The following is a 19,177-nucleotide window of genomic DNA, read 5'->3' on the forward strand; positions in this document are numbered from 1 at the left end:
GATATTTTGTAAGAGGCTCTTGAATGTTCAAGGAATGCTACCTGACCCGGGAAGGAATCGCTGAAACTGCAGAGAAATGGCTGAAGGAATTCCGCAGAAACAAGTCGTTTGATTCCGCAGGTTCTGCTTTGCTGATCATGGACATGCAGGATTATTTTCTTGATCCTGATTCTCCCGCTTTTATTCCTGCTGCCCCTGCAATTCTACCAGGAATTTCGGCTCTGGCCGGACTTTTCCGCTCCCTTGAACTTCCTGTTTTTTTCACCAGACACTTGAACACCCCTGAAAATGCGGAGATGATGGGAAAATGGTGGAAAAGGCTGATCGAAGCGCAGGACCCATTTTCAGAAATCTGCCGGGAGTTCCGGAAATACAAGCGCGGCAGCATCATCAAGACTCAATATGACGCATTTTACAGGACAAACCTGGAGCAGCGCCTGAAAAAAAAGGGCATCAGAAAGTTGGTGATCTGTGGAGTGATGACGCATCTCTGCTGCGAAACTACAGCCAGGTCGGCTTTCTGCCGCGGATACGAAGTCTGGTTCCCTGTAGACTGCACTGCCACATACAACAGGAAATTTCATGAATCGACCCTCTGCAACCTGTCCCACGGGTTTGCCAATCTGACTTCCAGCGGGGAATTGGCCGCTGATCTATCTGAGCGGGATGCCCATGAAACACCATGAGTGCCAAGTTGCCGTGGTTGGAGCAGGACCTGCCGGCTGTGCGGCAGCGATCCAGTTGACAAGGGCTGGAATTGACACTCTTCTGGTAGAAAAAGCTGAAGTCGGCGGGCTTCTCTGCAATGCCGGCCTGATTGAGAATTATCCCGGATTTCCAGAGGGGATCAGAGGTCTGGAAATGGCCGGATTTCTGAAGTTGCAGCTACGCAGACTCGGTGTTCGGCTGCTCAGGGATGAGATTATCTCAGTCAGGACATCAGGAGGATTTATGCTGCAGGGTAACTTGCATGAAATCGAGTCAAAGTATCTGATCCTGGCCACAGGCACCCGGCCCGCTGACCCTGGGATCAATGTCCCTGCAATAATCCGGCGTTTTGTTGACTCTGAAATCCGGCCTGCCCTGAAATGTTCAGACAGGACGATTGCCATTGTGGGAGCTGGAGACGCTGCTTTTGACTATGCACTGAATTTTTCCCGAAAAAACAGGGTTATCCTCATCTCCCGCTCCGGCACTGACAGATGCCTCCCGATTCTTAAAAAACGCGTCACTGCAAATGACAGGATCGAGCTTCTCAGAGAAACATCGATTCTCAGGATTGACAAGGGCAGATTGAAAAAAATCAGCCTGGGATTAAAATCGCAATCCGGATCGAGTATAATGGAAGTTGATCTGCTGATCTTCGCGATCGGCAGAATCCCGGAAGACAGATTGCTCCAAGGCTGGAACTGGAAGAAAAAATTGGAGGAAGGAAAGCTTTTCCAGGCAGGAGACTTGATAAATGGTTTGCATCGACAAGCTGTAATTGCGGCAGGGGATGGGATGAAGGCAGCGCTTTCCATCACAGGTGAATTGAATGAAAATAATCGGTAAAACGGAAAAAAAGGGACTGGCCAGCGTCTATCTGGCAGATTTCGGTGAAGGCAGGCAGGCTGAATTCGTGGAATCATTACAACCGCCACACCCGAGATCCGATAAATGGGTACTGATAGTTTCGACGCTCTTCGGATGTCCGGTGAAATGCCGGATCTGCGATGCAGGAAATGATTTCAAGGGAAAACTCACCAGAGAGCAGATGTTTCGGCAGATCGACTATCTTGTGAGCAGGTATTATCCTTCCGGCAGGATTCCTTCCAAAAAATTCAAGATCCAGTTCGCCAGGATGGGAGAGCCGGCCTTCAACCAGGCTGTGCTTGATGTACTTGAAGAGCTTCCAGTTCGATATGATGCCCCTGGTCTGATTCCTTCGATTTCCTCGATCGCTCCAGCCTGCTGCGAAAACTTTTTCGACAGACTGCTGTCCATTAAAGAAAAGCTGTATGAAAAGGGACGATTTCAACTGCAGTTTTCCCTGCATTCAACAAACGAACTGGAACGGAACGCTTTGATACCTGCAAGAACCTGGAGTTTTTCTGAAATCGCCGGGTACGGGGAGCGTTTTTACAGGACCGGAGACAGGAAAATAACCTTGAATTTTGCACTGGCCAAAGGATCCTCCTTTGATCCTGTAGAGCTTCTTCCGTATTTTTCCCCTGAGAAGTTTCTGCTCAAGCTTACTCCGCTCAATCCAACATACAAAGCACGTGAAAATCAGCTTTCATCCAGGATTTCCGCCTCTGACACCACTGAACTGACTGATCTTGCATCCAGTGCGGGCTACGAGTCAATTCTGAGCTTCGGGGAATTTGAGGAAAACCTGATCGGCAGCAATTGCGGGCAGTATCTCAGGACACATCTTGAAAAAAATGGCGATTACAGCGACAGTTACACATACGAGCTGGAAGAAGGGGTCGATTCTTTAAAGGACGACCCTTACCTGAAATAATCCGGATAAAAAAAACGGGCCACCCTTCAGGATGACCCGTTCTGCTTTCAGTTGAAACGAATTTACTTATAAGTGTATCCCTGACCCCAGCACCAGTTGCATTTTATCTTACCTGTGCCGTTGCAGATCGTGCATTGCACGTAGGCAGCGGGATGGGCATTGTAATCGTAATAATGACCGCTGCCGTTGCACTTGTCGCAGCGGATCTGGCCTGTGGCGCCGCAGTAGTTGCAGAGCCTGAATCTGAAGACGACCTTGAAAGTGCTGGCTGCAGGAACGCTCCAGCGCATGGTGTTGTCAGTCTGCTGTACTACGGCTTCGTATGTGCATCCGTCTTCGAAACAGTCGTACTTGAGGTCTCTGGAGCCAGCCTTGTAGAGAATGCGGTGCATAACTTCGTCGCCGTTGTGACCGTCTATGGAAACTCTATAGGCTGAGCCTTCTCCTGTATAGTTGATCACTGTATAGTAGTAGTTGGGGTTATAGAATTCAAGGAGGCCGTTGCTGGGAGGGTAAAGAATCCGGGGAGGTGCCAGTTTTTCCGGCAGCTCTGGACTGGTTCCGGCATAAAAAGCGTAGGTGATCTTGATCGGATTTCCGCCCATCGACTGGGGCAGGGTCTGCACCAGGCTGCAGGAATAGCCAAGACCTTCCATGTCTTCATCCAGCATCCAGAAGTAGGTACCTTCCATCTTGACGAATTCTCGTTTGTATAATTTAAATCCCTTGGCTGCAAGGTCTTGTGGAAGTGCAATTTCATCAGTCCAGGGCTTGACGCTGTATGAATTTCCCTGGAAATGCTCCATGTAGGCGTTGAGCTTGACTGTCTGGTCATCGATCTGCTCGATACCGGTGATGGAAAGCGGTTTATTGACCGGAACTGCCTTAAGGTCTGTGTTTACTGATGCCGTCAAGAGGCAGGCACACAGAATCAATGCGAAGCACAGGATCCTTTTCATTTCTTCCCCCTTTTTTTTCATCTGCTTGATTTTAACAATGAACTGACTTTTTTTACCAAATCATGAGTATCAAAAGGTTTTGCCAGTAAATCTTCCGCTCCGCAGGCCATCATCTTTTTCCTGATTTCTTCAGTATAATGACCCGTGATCCCGAGCACCAATGTTTTCTTATGCTTTTCTTTAATCATTTTGCAGACATCGAAGCCGTTGATCCCTGGCAGCATGATGTCCAGAATTACCAGATGCGGTTCATAATCGCCGATAGCTTTGCCAGCCTGGAATCCGTCTTTTGCAAGGTTCAAATTGTATGAGCATTGTTCCAGAGTATTTTTTATGACCTTTAAAACCGCTTCATCATCATCTACAACCAGTATTTTGATTTCTTTTTCATTGCTCAAGGAATCCGGAGTGGAATTTTCATTGTTTAATAATGATTCGATTTTGTTAATCAGATCTTCTGAACTGAAAGGTTTTTCCAGCAGATCATCTGCACCTGAGGCAGTCATTTCTTTCTTAATCTCTTCAGTATAACAACCTGTGATCCCGAGAATTTTTATTTTTTTACATTTTTCTTTGATTTCTTTGCAGACGGCAAAACCGTCGATCCCTGGCAGCATGATGTCCAAAATTACCAGCTGCGGTTCGAAATCATTGATCGCTGCGCCGGCCTGGAATCCGTCTTTTGCAAGATAAATAGAGTAACCGCTGGTCTCCAAAACCCTTTTAATCACCTTTAAAACGGTTTCATCATCATCCACTACCAGGATTTTAATTTCTTTTTCTAATTGCAGGGATTCTGGAATCGGCATGTTGAATTCTTTCAGGAAAGCCAGAAAGTCCTTGATCAGGACCCTGTTGTGCCCGCCTGGAGTATTGAAAGCCTTTAATTTTCCTTCATTAATCCATCTGGAGACTGTACTCGGATAAACCTCCAGCAGCTTTGAGATATCGAAGGTAGTAAAAGTTTTATTCCTCATTTATGTCCTCAGCCACAAAACTCGTGATGTAAAGTTTACCAAAGCAGTAAAAAAAGTCAAGAATTGATTCTTCTAAATTTGATCGGTTGCTGTTTGCCAGTTCGCGGAAAAATTGTTAATCTGTAAAGATCATGGCGGAAAATAATCATCCTGATACCCAGAAAAGTAAGTTCCAGGTGACCAGTATGTCACTCAAAAAGAAAACTTTTCTGATCATCAGCACGATTGTTGTTACTTTGAATCTGCTGCTTTTTTTTACAGCCCATAAGATCCTCTGGAATCGTTTCCTGCTGATTGAAAAGGAAAATACCGACACAAACCTGAAACGGGTTTTATCAGCGATCCAGGAAGACATCAACAAACTGACCGGCACCAGTTACGACTGGGGACTCTGGGAGGACACTTACAATTTTGCATCCAGCCTCAGGAGCTCCGAGACTTATGCCAATTACGCCAAGGTCAACATGTCGAGCGAGACTTTCAAGACCCTGAACATCAATATTTTCATTTTTTTCGACAACAACCAGAACCTCTTCTTCAGCAAGTTCTTTGATCTGAAGGCGCAGAAAGAGATCGACCGGCCGCCGGGTCTGGTGGAAATGCTTGCAACTTCAGAACTGACCAGGGTCGGAGATTATCAGAAGGCAGCCGCCGGTTTTTTCCAGAGCGGATCCGACCAGATGCTGATTGCAGTAACCCCGGTCCGCAACATCAGGATACCAGGTCCCAAAGCAGGCACAATGGTGATCGGCTGCTTTTTCAACCAGGAATGGGTCAAGCGGCTGGCCCGGCGCACCAGCATGGACCTGTCGATCTGGAACTATCAAGCTGGAAATCTTCCGGTTGAGTTTCTTGATGTCAAGCGGAACTTCGACCTGGGAAATGAATTCCATACCATTCCTCAATCTGAGGATTGGATTACCGGTTACACCCTGATCAGGGATATCTACGGCCGGCCGGATCTGATTTTGAAAGTGAAGATGCCCCGTGATTCTTACAAACTCGGGCAGTTTATCATCAATTTCATCATGCTTGGCCTGGGGATGCTGCTTGTTTTCACCATCGTACTGAGCAACTTCCTTTTGAAGATTTTCGTGCTCGACAGAATGGAGATTCTGGAGGAAGAGTTGAAAGGGATCAGCCAGAGCAGAGATCCCAAACTGCGGATCTCAGTCACGGGCAGAGATGAGATTTCCATTCTTGCCGGCAATATTAACAGTACTCTTTCAGCTCTGGAATCAGTCGGCGAATCGCTGCGCGAGTCAGAACTCAAATTCAGGCTGATGTCCAACGCCAATCATGCCATCTTTCTGCTCACATCCCTCGACCGTCAGACGATTCATTATGTCAGCCCTGCCTTTGAGAAGATCTTCGGATCAACCTGCGAAGAACTGCGGAAAGACTACCGGATCTGGGATAATGCCGTATCCCAGAACGACCTTGAGAAATACAGACTTTTTCTGGAGACAGCTGCACCTGAGCGGACTGAAGTCGAATACAGGATCAAAGCCTCCAGCGGCAAGATTTTATGGCTCAGGCATAATCTTTATCCGATCAAAGATGAGTCTGAAAAACCATTTCTGCTGGCGAGCCAGGTGGAGAATATTACGGTGCGCAAAAGGATCGAGGATGAATTGAGATACAAAAACCTCCTGCTTTCAACCCAGCAGGAAGCTACTCTCGACGGAATTCTCGTAGTCGATGAAAAAGGTCAGGTCATCTCTTTCAACAAACGCTTTGTCGTGATGTGGAGAATCTCCTCAGAGATTATAGGGAACAGGCCCAATGAACGCGTGATGCACTGTCTGCTCAACAAGCTCGTTGATCCAAGCAAATTCCTACAGATAGAAAAATATGTATCTCAGCACAATCAGGAAATAAGCCGCGATGAACTGGAGCTGACGGACGGCAGGTATTTTGAGCTCAATTCAGCTCCGCTGACTGGAAATAATGAGGAATATTATGGTCGCGTCTGGTATTTCCGGGATGTCACAGAATACAAGCAGATGAATGAATCCCTGCATCAGAGCGAGGAGCAGTTTCGTACTCTTTACGAAAACTCACAGGACGCATTAATGACTCTTGCGCCTCCCAAGTGGAAATTCACTTCCTGCAACCAGGCGACCCTGAAAATGTTCGGGGTGAATAACGTGGCAGAGTTCATTTCGATCGGTCCCAGGGATGTTTCTCCTGAACGCCAGCCGGATGGGCAGCTCTCAACTGATAAAATCCTGAAGATGATCGAGACGGCAGTCAGGAAGGGTTATTATCTGTTCGAGTGGACTCATCAACGGCTCAACGGAGCAGAGTTCCCGGCTACAGTGCTGCTCACCCGCATGGAGATTAAAAACAAGATAGTGATCCAGGCCACTGTGCGCGATATTTCAGATCAGAAGCGGACGGAAATAGCACTGCAAACAGAGAGAGACAATTTAAAGGCTGTTTTCGCCTCAGCGCCGATGGGAATGCTCCTGCTTGATGAAGAAATGATGATCGAGGATGCCAATACAGTGATCGCGGCCATGATATCGAGGGAGCCGGCTGGAATCATTCATCAGCGGACCGGAAACGGGTTGAACTGCATACACAGCAGTGAGAGCCCGAAAGGATGCGGCTTTGCAGATGCCTGTTCCGAGTGTCCGCTGAGAAAAGCGATTCTTCAAGTTTTATCCTCTGAGATCCCGATTCACAATGCCGAAATTCAACCCACTCTTATGATCAACGGCAGTGAACATCATCCCTGGCTTAGCGTAAGTGCGGAACCGGTCCTTCTCAAAGGCCGCAGGTATGCTGTTGTTGCCGTTGACGACATCACTGAGCGCAAACGGATGGAGACCGACCTCATCGAGACCAACCATCGGCTGGAACAAGCCACGAACCGGGCCAATGAAATGGCGGCCCAGGCGGAGAAAGCCAATGAGGCTAAAAGTGAGTTTCTGGCGCATATGAGCCACGAGATCCGCACTCCGATCAATGGAGTGATCGGCATGACAGACCTGCTGCTCGATTCCAAGCTTTCTGTCGAACAGAGGGAACACGCGGAGATCATTAAAACCAGCACTGAAAACCTGCTGGCGATCATCAACGACATTCTGGATTTCAGCAAGATCGAGGCCGGCAGGATGGAACTGGAAAACTTTGCTTTTGAACTGAGAAAATGTGTGAAAGACTCTCTTCAGATAATTGCATTCAAAGCTGAAGAAAAAGGTCTCGAACTGGTTACCATGATCGATCCGCAGATCCCTCTCTGCCTGATCGGTGATCAGAGAAGACTCCGGCAGGTCCTGATCAACCTGCTCGGCAATGCCGTCAAATTCACAGCCAAGGGTAAAATAGATCTGCTGATCAGCCTTGTCGGGCAGACTGAAAAATCGATCGAACTCAGATTCGAAATCAATGATACCGGAATCGGGATTCCGGCAGCTAAACTTGATCGGTTGTTCAGACCTTTCCAGCAGATAAACGCTTCTCTTAACTATGATTCTGGTGGGACTGGCCTGGGACTTTCAATCTCCAAGGGTCTGGTCGAGCTGCTGGGAGGAACCATAGGGGCGAAAAGTGCTGAAGGTGTAGGATCTTCTTTCTGGTTCAGGCTCTGTTTTTCGTTGATACCTGTGGAAAGGGATGCAGAAGGAATTGAGATTGAACGACTGGAAGAAAAAAAGATTCCTAAGCACAAATTACGGATTCTCCTGGCTGAGGATAATCCGATCAACCAGAAAGTAGCGCTCTGGGTTTTATCGAAACTGGGTTATCAGGTCGATGTTGTAGCCAATGGTCTGGAAGCTTTGAAAGCCTTGGAGACGATCAGTTATGACCTGGTATTGATGGATTGCAGAATGCCGAAAATGGACGGTTACGAAACCACCGTAGCGATCAGAAATCCTGCCTCAAAAGTAAGGAATCACGATATCCCTGTGATCGCCATGACTGCAGACGCGGCTAAAAGCGATGAAGATAAATGTCTGGTTGCGGGCATGAACGGATATCTTGCCAAGCCGGTCAGCCAGGCCAAACTGGCGGAAACCATCGAAAAAATAATGGATGAAAACGTGAGCAAGATTCATGCGCAGGATGCAACCAAAATCATTGAGGACCTTTTTGACAAAGGGGTTCTGAACAACCTTCTGGATGATAATCAAGACCAGATCCGGAAGATCCTGCAGGGATTTCTGGAAGATACACCAATACTGATCGATAGCATTGCAGCAGCGCTTGAAGCCAATGATTTCAAGGTTGCCGCAAGGCACGCCCACTCTCTCAAGGGTTCTTCGGCCAATGTGGGAGCTAAAAGTTTAAGCAGCCTGGCGCAGGCATTGAAATTTTCGCTGGACAAGCATGAAACCCTGAAAACGGCGGAAACCATGAAAAATCTGCGGGAAAATTTCGAGGGGATTGAGAAAGCCATCCGTAAATATTTAGAAGAAAATAAAAATACTTGAAATTACCACTGTTTATTACAATAATTAGAATAGGAAGTATGCTGTGATTGTACTCATGTTTCCTGATTGAAAAAATGCTAAATGAAATAAAAATACTTCTGATCGAAGACAATCAGAATGACACCAGACTGATCAGAGTCATGCTGGAAGAGCATTGTCCTTCCTACCGGCTTGACTGCAGCCCTGACCTGGCAACAGGGTTGAAAGATCTATCCCAGGGTGGATATGACGTAATTCTTCTGGATTTGAATCTTCCGGACTGCGTCGGGATCGAAACACTGTATAAAGTGCAGGCTGAATTCCGGGAAATTCCGATCATTGTGCTTACCTGCATGGATACCCAAGAACTGGCGATTGAAGCCTTGAAGAATTATGCCCAGGACTATCTGATCAAAGGAAAAATCGAATACCTGGACCGGGCGATTTCCAATGCCATAGAGCGCAAAAGGATCGAAAGGAAGTTATCGGACAGCGAAAAAAAATACCGCGAACTGGTGGAAAACCTGAATGAAGGGATCTGGTCGGTGGATGGAGGTCTGAGAACTTTCTTCGTTAACCGGCGGATTCTGGAATTATTGGATTATTCGCAGCAGGAAATGTGCAGCCAGCATTTCTGTGATTTTTTAGCTGATGAAGACCGTGATTTTTTCAGGAACAGGGAATTCTTGAAAACAGATTGCCCAAAGATCCTGAAATTGACGCTGATCAAGAAAGATCTGAGCGAAATCCCTGTCAAGGCCGGAATTTCTCCACTCAAAAACGAGAAAGGCGAATTTGAAGGATTCATTGCCTGCGTCACTGATGAATCACAGATTACAACTCTTGAGGAAGAAAAGAAGTCTCTCCGCAACCAGCTGTTTCAATCCCAGAAACTTGAAGCTATTGGAACCCTTGCAGGCGGAGTGGCGCATGATTTCAACAACAGCCTGATGGTGATCCAGTGCAACGCGTCTCTGCTCAAACATTCGAAAAACCCTGCCCGGGATTTACCTGAATATCTCGGTGAAATCGAGTCTGCCTGCTTCAAAGCAGCCGAACTCACCAGACAGCTCCTGATTTTTTCGCGTAATCATCCGATGCGTGAGGAAGCAGTTGATCTGAATTCCATGCTCCGCAATCTGCTGAAAATGCTTTCCAGACTGATTGGAGAGAACATTAAGCTGAAAATGCTGCTTTGCCAGCATGCAGTCGCTTTCAAAGGCGACCGCTTTCAAATCGAGCAGGCGATCCTGAATCTGATCGTCAATGCCAGAGATGCCATGCCCGATGGAGGAAACCTCCTGATCCAGACTGAAAAAGTGCAGTTTTCAATTGCAGACAGCCTTAGAAACGGCCTGCCGGTTCCAGGTGAATATGGCATACTCACTGTCTCTGATACCGGAGCCGGGATTCCGGAAGAAATCATCGACAGAATTTTCGATCCTTTTTTTTCAACCAAGACTGAAGGCAAGGGCACAGGGCTTGGTTTGTCGGTGGTTTACGGTATTGTTGTCAAGCACAAGGGCTACATCAGAGTCAAGAGTCAGATGGGCAGCGGCACCACCTTCAAAATGTTCCTGCCCCTTGTCAAGCCGGATTCCATCAAAACCCGGAAAAAGATCCAGGGCAAGATCAAACCGGGCAATGGCGAGCGGATTCTCCTGATCGAGGATGATCAGAACATTTTGAAGGTTTTTTCCAAACTGCTCAATCTCAATGGATATCAGGTAAAAACAGCATCTTCTCTGACTGAGGCTGAAGCTCTTTTCCAAAATGAGTTCAGTGATTTCAAGCTGCTCATTTCGGATATGATTCTGGGAGATGGTAACGGACTGGAAATGGCAAAACGATTCACAGAACAAAACCATGATTTGAAGGTAATCTTCATCAGCGGATACTTTGACCAGAAAAAGATCAAGCTTAAAGAGATCAAAGACAGAGGCTTCTGGTTCATTCAAAAGCCTTGCGACACTGAAATACTGCTGAAAACGGTCAAAGAAGCGCTGGAGCCTTCTTCTTGATTTTTCTTTGAAGCACTTTCGATGAAACTCTGATTATTGCATTTTTTCCAGAATTCACATAGTATTTTTTTAATTATTACAAGGCAGGTGCTGAAATGAAAACACTTCTCTTGACTCATAATTATTTATTGTTATTCCTTATTTTTACCTTCAACCTCCACCCCCTCTCAGCGCTGACTTCGCAGATCCCGCTTAAACAGGGCTGGAACCTGATCAGCCTGGGTTTGACTCCACCCAGCGGATCGATCGAAGTGCTTTTTTCAAACTTGCCTGACCTGAAATATGTGATGGGCTTTTTCCGCTCACCTGCCGACGAGGGAACCGAAGGGTTCCGCACATACATGAACAGCGACGATCTGAAGGAATTTTCCACCCTCAAAACCATGGACGGGCTCCATGGTTACTGGATCTATATGAACGGAGCAGCCACCCTGGAAGTGAATGGGACTGAGATCGCAGACACCAGGGAATGGTCCCTTTCAGCCGGCTGGAATCTGGCTGGATACTGGCTGCCATCCGGCAATAATCTTCCCACCCTGGAAACACAGACCGGCACAGTGATCGATTCTGTCTTCAACCTGACCTCCATCGATGGGGTGGCGAAATACATCATGGGTTTTTACAGGGATACAAATGGCGGCATGGAAGGCTTCCGTTCCTTCATGAACAATTCAGCCATCAGTTTTTCCAATCTCAAGAGCCTGGATCCCGTTCACGGCTACTGGTACTATATGGACGGCCCGGGAGTGCTTGAATATCTGGCCGGGCTGCCTGCAAGATCATTAACGGGAATCACTGTCAGTCCATCTTCGATTACTCTCAACCCTGGCACGAATTACGATCTCTCGAAGATCACAGTAAAAGCCGTCTATTCAAACGACAGCCAGGAAACCGCCGCCAATGTCACCTGGAGCAGGAAATCAGGTGGAGGCACGCTTAGCGGCAGCACTTACACAGCACCTGGCAGCGAAGGTACTGCTGAATTGATTGCCAGTTTCACCAGCAGGAACATTACAGCCACCAGGGAATTGACAGTTACAGTTACAGCAGCTCCACTTCCGGTGCATGTATTGACAGTGACGCTCGCTCCGGTGGATGCGGTCAGCGCGGGAGCGCAATGGAGCATTGATCATGGCACAACCTGGAGGATCAGCGGTGACACGGTCGGGATCGAGGAAAACGCTGCTTACACGATCGAGTGCAAGGCCGTCAGCGGCTGGACCAGCCCGGACACAGTCGAATCCGTGATGGAAACTGTGACTCCGCAGCAGTTAGTACTGACGTATGTGAAGATAGTGGAGCCGCTCTGGCAGCAGGTTGCATCTGCTGCCCCGTTTTGCGCCAGATTATGGCACACTGGTGTGACTTTCAACGGTAAAATGTGGGTGCTCGGCGGTTACAATACAAGCTGGCTGAATGATGTCTGGCATTCCAGTGATGGAGCTGCCTGGACACAGGAAACTGCAAATGCCAGCTGGAGCGCGAGACTCGGGCACACCAGCCTGGTTTTTAACGGGAAACTGTGGGTGATCGCCGGAGCTGACAGTGAATATAAGAATGATGTCTGGAGTTCGACTGATGGCACCGATTGGACCAGGGTCACTGAGCATGCCGGTTTTTCTGCGAGATACCTTCATACCAGCTTAGCCTATCACAATAGGATGTGGGTGATAGGAGGCTGCGACGGCAGCAGGAAAAACGATGTCTGGTATTCAACTGATGGTGCATTCTGGCTGCGCTCGACTGCTAATGCCCCGTGGACAGCCAGACAGAGTCTTGCCGGAGTTGTCTATGACAACAGGATGTGGATTTTCGGCGGTGATGACGGAATTGCTAAAAACGACGTCTGGTATTCTGTAGACGGCGCTGACTGGATCAGGGCTTCTGCAGGTGCGGCCTGGAGTACCAGGTACGGGCAGACCTGTGTGGCTCACAACCGGAGGATTTGCCTGACCGGAGGGTATGACGGGTATGGATACAGAGGCGACCTCTGGTTTACTGAGGACGGCACGAGTTGGATTCAGGCCAATTCAGACGCAGATTTCCCGGGCAGGCAATATTATGCCAGTCTGATCTTCGACAACAGGATCTGGGTAATCGGCGGCATTGACTCTTCCCACAATTTTCATGATGTCTGGAAATCAATTGACTCAGCTGCAAACATGCCGGTAGACCTGCAGCTTGCTGAAAACAGAAAAATCGCGGCAGTGAATCAGACGCTCAACCTGCCTGGAACTTCCGAAATCAGATACAATGACGGTTCCTGCGAAGTCCGGAGCATTGTCTGGAGCAAGTGTTCAGGCGGGGGAAGCCTGTCAGGGAACAGCTTTACAGCCCCGACTTCAGCTGGAACAGTCGAACTGCAGGCGAGTTACACTGAAAACGGCAGCACAATTCATCAGCTGTATCTTGTCTTTGTGCAGCCGCAATTCCCTCCAGCCTGGGATCAGGCCACCACTTCTGCCGGCTGGTGCAAAAGAGCCAATCTCACTGGTCTGGTTTATGGCGGCCGGATGTGGGTGTTCGGCGGTTATGATGGAAATAACTGTAAAAACGATGTCTGGTATTCCACAGATGGAGTAAGCTGGACTCTGGCTACAGCCGCTGCAGGCTGGAGCGCGAGGCTCGGACACACAAGCCTGATTTTCAACGGCAAAATGTGGGTGATCGCCGGAGTTGCCGGCGGAGACTATAAGAATGATGTCTGGAACTCGACTGATGGAGTTTCCTGGACCAGAGTCACTGAGAATGCCGGTTTTTCAGCGAGATACCTTCATGCCAGCCTTGTTTACGATAATCGGATGTGGGTGATCGGAGGCTGCGACGGCAGCAGGAGAAACGATGTCTGGTGTTCGACCGACGGGGCGACCTGGCAGAGGGCAACTCAATCTGCCCCCTGGACTGCCAGGCAGTATCATGCCTGCGCGGTTTTTGACGATCAGATGTGGTTGTTCGGTGGAGACGACATGAACCTGAAAAACGATGTCTGGCATTCCACAGACGGGGTAATCTGGGTTCAGGCTGCAGATGCTCCCTGGAGTGGAAGATACGGGCAGAGCTGTGTAGTTTACGGCCAGGGCATCGGCCTGACCGGAGGTTTTGACGGTTCAGGATTCAGAAATGATGTCTGGTTTACTGCAAACGGCACAAGCTGGATTCAGGAAACCTCTGTCGCGGATTTCCCGGGCAGGCATAATCATGTGTGTCTGGTATACGGAAACAGGGTCTGGATACTTGGAGGCAGTGACGCCACAGGATACAGAAACGATGTCTGGGCTTCCCTCACTGAAACTTCTGAAGCAATTGCGCTTTACCTGACAACTTCGCCATTGAAAATTGAACTGCCTGTTAGCGGCACTTATGAACTTTCCTCAATTAGAAAGACAGTTTTCTACAATGACAACACTACCCGGGAAGTGAGCACTGTCACATATACTCCGGTCCTCGGGCTTCTCAATGGTACTGTTTATACTGCACCCGCCTCTACTGGAACCGACACGCTCGAAATTTCGTATCTGGAAAGCGGGAAGACGATCACAACGCATCTGATCATTACAGTTGAGCCGATCCATGCTGCTTCCTGGACAAGAGCCACCGCGAATCTGGGAGGTTATCCGAGAAGCGGCTGCAGAAGCATGGTGTTCAACAATAAGCTCTGGATGACGGGTGGATTTGATAATGGTACATATTACAACGATGTCTGGTCTTCGGATAATGGCATCAGCTGGACCCAAGTCACTCCAAATGCCGGATGGGCCGGACGGTATGGCCACTCCAGCGTGGTGTTCGACAACAAGATGTGGGTGTTTGGAGGATATGTGGCGGCTTCTCCTAATTACACGAATGATGTCTGGTATTCAGTTGACGGTACGAACTGGATTCAGGCCACTGCGAATGCCGGCTGGGCTATCAGGTATTATCAAACCAGCGTGGTATTCGACAACAAGATGTGGGTGATGGGCGGCTGGGGCTATGGCCCTACCTATTACAATGATGTCTGGTATTCTACAGACGGAATCAGCTGGACCCAGGCTTCTGCAAATGCCGGCTGGTGCGCCAGGAGCAATCAAACCAGCGTGGTGTTCGATAATAAGATGTGGGTAATGGGCGGAGTGGACAGCAGTAACAGTAACAGAATGAATGATGTCTGGTATTCTACAGACGGAATCAGCTGGATCCAGGCTTCTGCAAATGCCGGCTGGTGCGCCAGGAGCAGCCAGACCAGCGTGGTGTTCGACGACAGGATGTGGGTAATGGGCGGAGTGGATAGCAATAACAGGATGAATGATATCTGGTCTTCCTCTGACGGGGCAAACTGGGTTCAGGTCACTGCCGACGCCGGCTGGGCCGACAGAAATGGCCACGCCAGCATGGTGTTCGCCAGCAAAGTGTGGGTGATCTGCGGATATGATGGAACAACCAGGTATGATGATGTCTGGTACAGCGAGATCAGTTCTTCAGAATCTACTCCCCTTTATCTGATTACCAGTCCCCTTACCATGAGCGTGGCTGCCGGCGGGGCCTATGACTGCACCAACCTGCATAAATATGTTTTCTATTCCGACAATACTTCACAGGAAGTCAGCAATGTAAGTTACAGCGCGAACCTCGGCAGCTTTTCAGCAGGAACTTATTCTGCTCCCAGCGACTTTACGAGTGACCTGATCGAAATCACATACACGGAAAACAGCAAGACTATTACATCACACGTAAAAGTAAACAAACTTCAGTAAATTGCATGTGTGCCATCCGGAATGGGATTCAAGCTTGCAAAATTTTCACATATTTCATAGTATTTCTCAAATTATCCAAGGCAGGTTTCAGCATGAGTAAACATATCGCGTTGTTAAATTTTCTGCTTCTCTTTATTTTTCTTTCCGCAAATCTCCACCCCCTCTCAGCGCTGACTTCGCAGATCCCGCTTAGACAGGGCTGGAACCTGATCAGCCTGGGTTTGACTCCACCCAGCGGATCGATCGAAGTGCTTTTTTCAAACTTGCCTGACCTGAAATATGTGATGGGCTTTTTCCGCTCACCTGCCGACGAGGGAACCGAAGGGTTCCGCACATACATGAACAGCGACGATCTGAAGGAATTTTCCACCCTCAAAACCATGGACGGGCTCCATGGTTACTGGATCTATATGAACGGAGCAGCCACCCTGGAAGTGAATGGGACTGAGATCGCAGACACCAGGGAATGGTCCCTTTCAGCCGGCTGGAATCTGGCTGGATACTGGCTGCCATCCGGCAATAATCTTCCCACCCTGGAAACACAGACCGGCACAGTGATCGATTCTGTCTTCAACCTGACCTCCATCGATGGGGTGGCGAAATACATCATGGGTTTTTACAGGGATACAAATGGCGGCATGGAAGGCTTCCGTTCCTTCATGAACAATTCAGCCATCAGTTTTTCCAATCTCAAGAGCCTGGATCCCGTTCACGGCTACTGGTACTATATGGACGGCCCGGGAGTGCTTGAATATCTGGCCGGGCTGCCTGCAAGATCATTAACGGGAATCACTGTCAGTCCATCTTCGATTACTCTCAACCCTGGCACGAATTACGATCTCTCGAAGATCACAGTAAAAGCCGTCTATTCAAACGACAGCCAGGAAACCGCCGCCAATGTCACCTGGAGCAGGAAATCAGGTGGAGGCACGCTTAGCGGCAGCACTTACACAGCACCTGGCAGCGAAGGTACTGCTGAATTGATTGCCAGTTTCACCAGCAGGAACATTACAGCCACCAGGGAATTGACAGTTACAGTTACAGCAGCTCCACTTCCGGTGCATGTATTGACAGTGACGCTCGCTCCGGTGGATGCGGTCAGCGCGGGAGCGCAATGGAGCATTGATCATGGCACAACCTGGAGATTCAGCGGAGACACGGTCGGGATCGAGGAAAACGCTGCTTACACGATCGAGTGCAAGGCTGTCAGCGGCTGGACCAGCCCGGACACAGTCGAAGCAGTGATGGGGAGTTCGGATTTGATGCAGACTTTATTTTATGTGCAGACTCAGGGAGCAACATGGCAGCAGGCTGCGGCATCCGCAATGTTTTCTGCTAGATACAGGCATTCAGGAGTGGTATTCAACAACAGGATGTGGGTGATCTGCGGCAGTACAGGTTCCGTTACTAACGATGTCTGGTATTCCACTGACGGTGTAATCTGGACTTGCGCCACAGCAAACGCGGCTTTTGAAGCCAGAGATAGGAATACCATACTTGTCTTTGACGATAAGATGTGGCTGATCAGCGGTTATGGCGGGAGCTATAGAAAAGATGTCTGGTATTCCACTGACGGTGTAATCTGGACTTGCGCCACAGCAAATGCGGCTTTCCCTGGTAGAGGGTATCATTCCAGCCTGGTCTTTGATAATAGGATGTGGGTGATTGGCGGCTACACTGGTTCTACTTTCAAAAATGACGTCTGGTATTCCAGGGATGGAATTACCTGGGTTCAAGCTACAGCCAGCGCAGCTTTTTCAGGGAGAGATTGCCAGACCACCTTTGTTTACGACAATAAAATGTGGCTGATCGGAGGATTCAACGGAAGCTATTTAAACGATGTCTGGTATTCAACAGATGGCATTAACTGGATACAGGCCATTTCTTCGGCTGCCTTTTCCACCAGATATTCCCACACCAGTGTTGTGTATGACGGTAAAATGTGGGTGATTGACGGTTATAACGGAAGCTGCAGGGGCGATATCTGGTGTTCAACAGACGGCATCACCTGGACCCGGACAGCTGACAGTCAGGCTTTTTCCGCCCGGTATTACCATACCAGTCTGGTCTATAACGATAAGATCTGGGTGATCGGCGGAGAAGATGCAGGAGGATATAAAAACGATGTCTGGTATACAAGTATCGCTTCCCCTGTCAGATCCCCGCTTTATTTGACTACAAAGCCCCTCACGCTGGAAGTGGCAGCAGGCACCACTTTTGAAATTTCCACTGTTAAAATGGCTGTTTTTTACTCCAACAACACCACAGAGGAAGTGAGCAGTGTAAATTATTCTGCGACCAGAGGAACATCCAATGGTACAGTGTATACGGCACCTGCCTCAGCCGGAACCGATACTATCGAAGTAACCTATATTGAGAGCGGCAAGTCAATCACCACCCATCTGGTTGTCATCATCACTCAGCCAAGCCATACCATCACCCTCGCTCCGGGAGTGGTCATGGATTTCGTCTGGATACCTGCAGGGAACTTCACCATGGGCAGCCCAACCAGCGAAGTCGGGCGGAATGCGGATGAAGGACCGCAGCACATTGTGACCATCACCCAAGGTTTTTATCTTGGTAAATACGAAGTCACACAGGCTCAATGGCAGGCGGTGATGGGGAACAATCCCAGTTACTTTCAAGGTGCAAGTTATCCTAATTCCGGTAACCTGCCCGTAGAACAGGTATCCTGGGATGACTGTCAAAGCTTTATCAGCAGCCTGGAAGTAAACGGTTTCGGCAACTTCAGACTACCTACTGAAGCTGAATGGGAATACTCCTGCAGGGCCGGGACATCTACAGCTTATTATTGGGGAGACAATGTTGATGAAAATTGTATGTGGTATTACAGCAACAGCGGACAAGAGTCCCATGATGTGGGCACAAAACAATCAAATGGATGGGGTTTGTACGACATGCTAGGGAATGTCTGGGAATGGTGCAATGATTGGTATGGAGCTTATTCCAGTATAGCTACGGCTGACCCGGCTGGATCATCCACTGGTTCTAACCGCGTGTGTCGCAGCGGCAGCTGGGCTGATGCCGCCAGCAATTGCCGGACTGCTGCTCGTTATTGCAGCACACCTGAGGCCAGACACTATTACTTCGGCCTGCGTGTCGTCGCAGATCAGATCGGGCAGTAAAACGGAAAACAAAAAGACCCCTGTTCGGGGTCTAGAACTGTCTGTGTATACTAGTTATTAAATTGCTATTTAACCTTTGTGGCAGCCAGCGGGCGACGCACAGTAGGCGGATAAACTCCGGCCTGCATGCACATGATCACTCCTGCCGCCTCAAGATAATTTTCGACATAGGTGAACTTTTTGTTCTCCGGGACTTTCAGAGCGCTCTTATTTTCTCTAACCACGATCACAGGGATGCCGGCATCAAGACATGCTTTGTGCGGCGGGCCGAAGCAGCCGTAAGGTGATACCATGCAGCTGATGTCGCTGACACTCAGCCCACGCTGGTAGTTCAAGCGGGGAGCCCGGTGCAGGCCCTTCAATATACAATGGATAAAGTTCTCGGTAATGATCTCGACAGCCTGGCGCGGATCA

At 48.8% G+C, this 19,177-nt stretch carries 10 protein-coding genes; 7 read left to right on the forward strand and 3 right to left on the reverse strand.

The annotated features are described in order from the left end of the window. Positions 1 to 23 precede the first annotated feature (23 nt). From PHW04_12240 to PHW04_12250, 3 genes are read left to right on the forward strand one after another with little or no spacing between them, the layout of a single operon-like run. Positions 24 to 686 carry an isochorismatase family protein gene (locus PHW04_12240; protein MDD2716652.1) on the forward strand — a complete coding sequence of 221 codons (663 nt, stop codon included), beginning with the start codon at positions 24 to 26 and terminating at the stop codon, positions 684 to 686. Continuing rightward, positions 673 to 1,554 carry an FAD-dependent oxidoreductase gene (locus PHW04_12245; GenBank protein MDD2716653.1) on the forward strand — a complete coding sequence of 294 codons (882 nt, stop codon included), beginning with the start codon at positions 673 to 675 and terminating at the stop codon, positions 1,552 to 1,554. The genes PHW04_12240 and PHW04_12245 overlap by 14 nt, the downstream gene beginning before the upstream one ends. Further along, complete coding sequence (locus PHW04_12250; protein MDD2716654.1) at positions 1,538 to 2,506, forward strand: radical SAM protein; 969 nt, start codon at positions 1,538 to 1,540, stop codon at positions 2,504 to 2,506. The genes PHW04_12245 and PHW04_12250 overlap by 17 nt, the downstream gene beginning before the upstream one ends. A 62-nt stretch (positions 2,507 to 2,568) precedes the next feature. On the opposite strand, the gene PHW04_12255 is transcribed toward PHW04_12250, so the two are convergent. Together PHW04_12255 and PHW04_12260 are read right to left on the reverse strand one after the other, a co-directional pair. Beyond that, positions 2,569 to 3,465, reverse strand: a complete 897-nt coding sequence (locus PHW04_12255; protein MDD2716655.1) for a hypothetical protein — start codon at positions 3,463 to 3,465, stop codon at positions 2,569 to 2,571. Between the two features lie 17 nt (positions 3,466 to 3,482). After that, on the reverse strand, positions 3,483 to 4,442 hold the full coding sequence (locus tag PHW04_12260) for a response regulator (GenBank protein MDD2716656.1): 960 nt from the start codon (positions 4,440 to 4,442) through the stop codon (positions 3,483 to 3,485). A 131-nt stretch (positions 4,443 to 4,573) separates the two neighbouring features. Between PHW04_12260 and PHW04_12265 the strand changes: the two genes are divergently transcribed. The 4 genes from PHW04_12265 (at position 4,574) to PHW04_12280 (ending at position 18,763) form a co-directional block, all read left to right on the forward strand. After that, positions 4,574 to 8,884: a PAS domain S-box protein gene (locus tag PHW04_12265; protein MDD2716657.1), complete on the forward strand. Its 4,311-nt coding sequence runs from the start codon at positions 4,574 to 4,576 to the stop codon at positions 8,882 to 8,884. A 74-nt stretch (positions 8,885 to 8,958) separates the two neighbouring features. Beyond that, a complete protein-coding gene (locus PHW04_12270) occupies positions 8,959 to 10,884 on the forward strand; it encodes a response regulator (GenBank protein ID MDD2716658.1) in 1,926 nt (641 codons plus the stop codon). Positions 10,885 to 10,979: 95 nt separating this feature from the next. After that, complete coding sequence (locus PHW04_12275) at positions 10,980 to 15,617, forward strand: hypothetical protein (protein ID MDD2716659.1); 4,638 nt, start codon at positions 10,980 to 10,982, stop codon at positions 15,615 to 15,617. 92 nt (positions 15,618 to 15,709) lie between these two features. Further along, complete coding sequence (locus tag PHW04_12280) at positions 15,710 to 18,763, forward strand: SUMF1/EgtB/PvdO family nonheme iron enzyme (GenBank protein ID MDD2716660.1); 3,054 nt, start codon at positions 15,710 to 15,712, stop codon at positions 18,761 to 18,763. Positions 18,764 to 18,828: 65 nt separating this feature from the next. Here PHW04_12280 and PHW04_12285 read toward each other — a convergent pair. Further along, positions 18,829 to 19,177, reverse strand: a 349-nt coding sequence (locus PHW04_12285; GenBank protein ID MDD2716661.1) for a DUF3326 domain-containing protein, incomplete at its 5' end; no start/stop codon positions are given.

The organism is Candidatus Wallbacteria bacterium (assembly GCA_028687545.1).
In the GTDB taxonomy this organism is placed as follows: Bacteria; Muiribacteriota; JAQTZZ01; order JAQTZZ01; family JAQTZZ01; genus JAQTZZ01.

Excerpts from the sequence above, each read along its gene's own strand:
- PHW04_12240 (MDD2716652.1), top strand. The coding sequence starts at position 24 with ATGTTCAAGGAATGCTACCTGACCCGGGAAGGAATCGCTGAAACTGCA.
- PHW04_12245 (MDD2716653.1), top strand. The coding sequence starts at position 673 with ATGAAACACCATGAGTGCCAAGTTGCCGTGGTTGGAGCAGGACCTGCC.
- PHW04_12250 (MDD2716654.1), top strand. The coding sequence starts at position 1,538 with ATGAAAATAATCGGTAAAACGGAAAAAAAGGGACTGGCCAGCGTCTAT.
- PHW04_12255 (MDD2716655.1), bottom strand. The coding sequence starts at position 3,465 with ATGAAAAGGATCCTGTGCTTCGCATTGATTCTGTGTGCCTGCCTCTTG.
- PHW04_12260 (MDD2716656.1), bottom strand. The coding sequence starts at position 4,442 with ATGAGGAATAAAACTTTTACTACCTTCGATATCTCAAAGCTGCTGGAG.
- PHW04_12265 (MDD2716657.1), top strand. The coding sequence starts at position 4,574 with ATGGCGGAAAATAATCATCCTGATACCCAGAAAAGTAAGTTCCAGGTG.
- PHW04_12270 (MDD2716658.1), top strand. The coding sequence starts at position 8,959 with ATGCTAAATGAAATAAAAATACTTCTGATCGAAGACAATCAGAATGAC.
- PHW04_12275 (MDD2716659.1), top strand. The coding sequence starts at position 10,980 with ATGAAAACACTTCTCTTGACTCATAATTATTTATTGTTATTCCTTATT.
- PHW04_12280 (MDD2716660.1), top strand. The coding sequence starts at position 15,710 with ATGAGTAAACATATCGCGTTGTTAAATTTTCTGCTTCTCTTTATTTTT.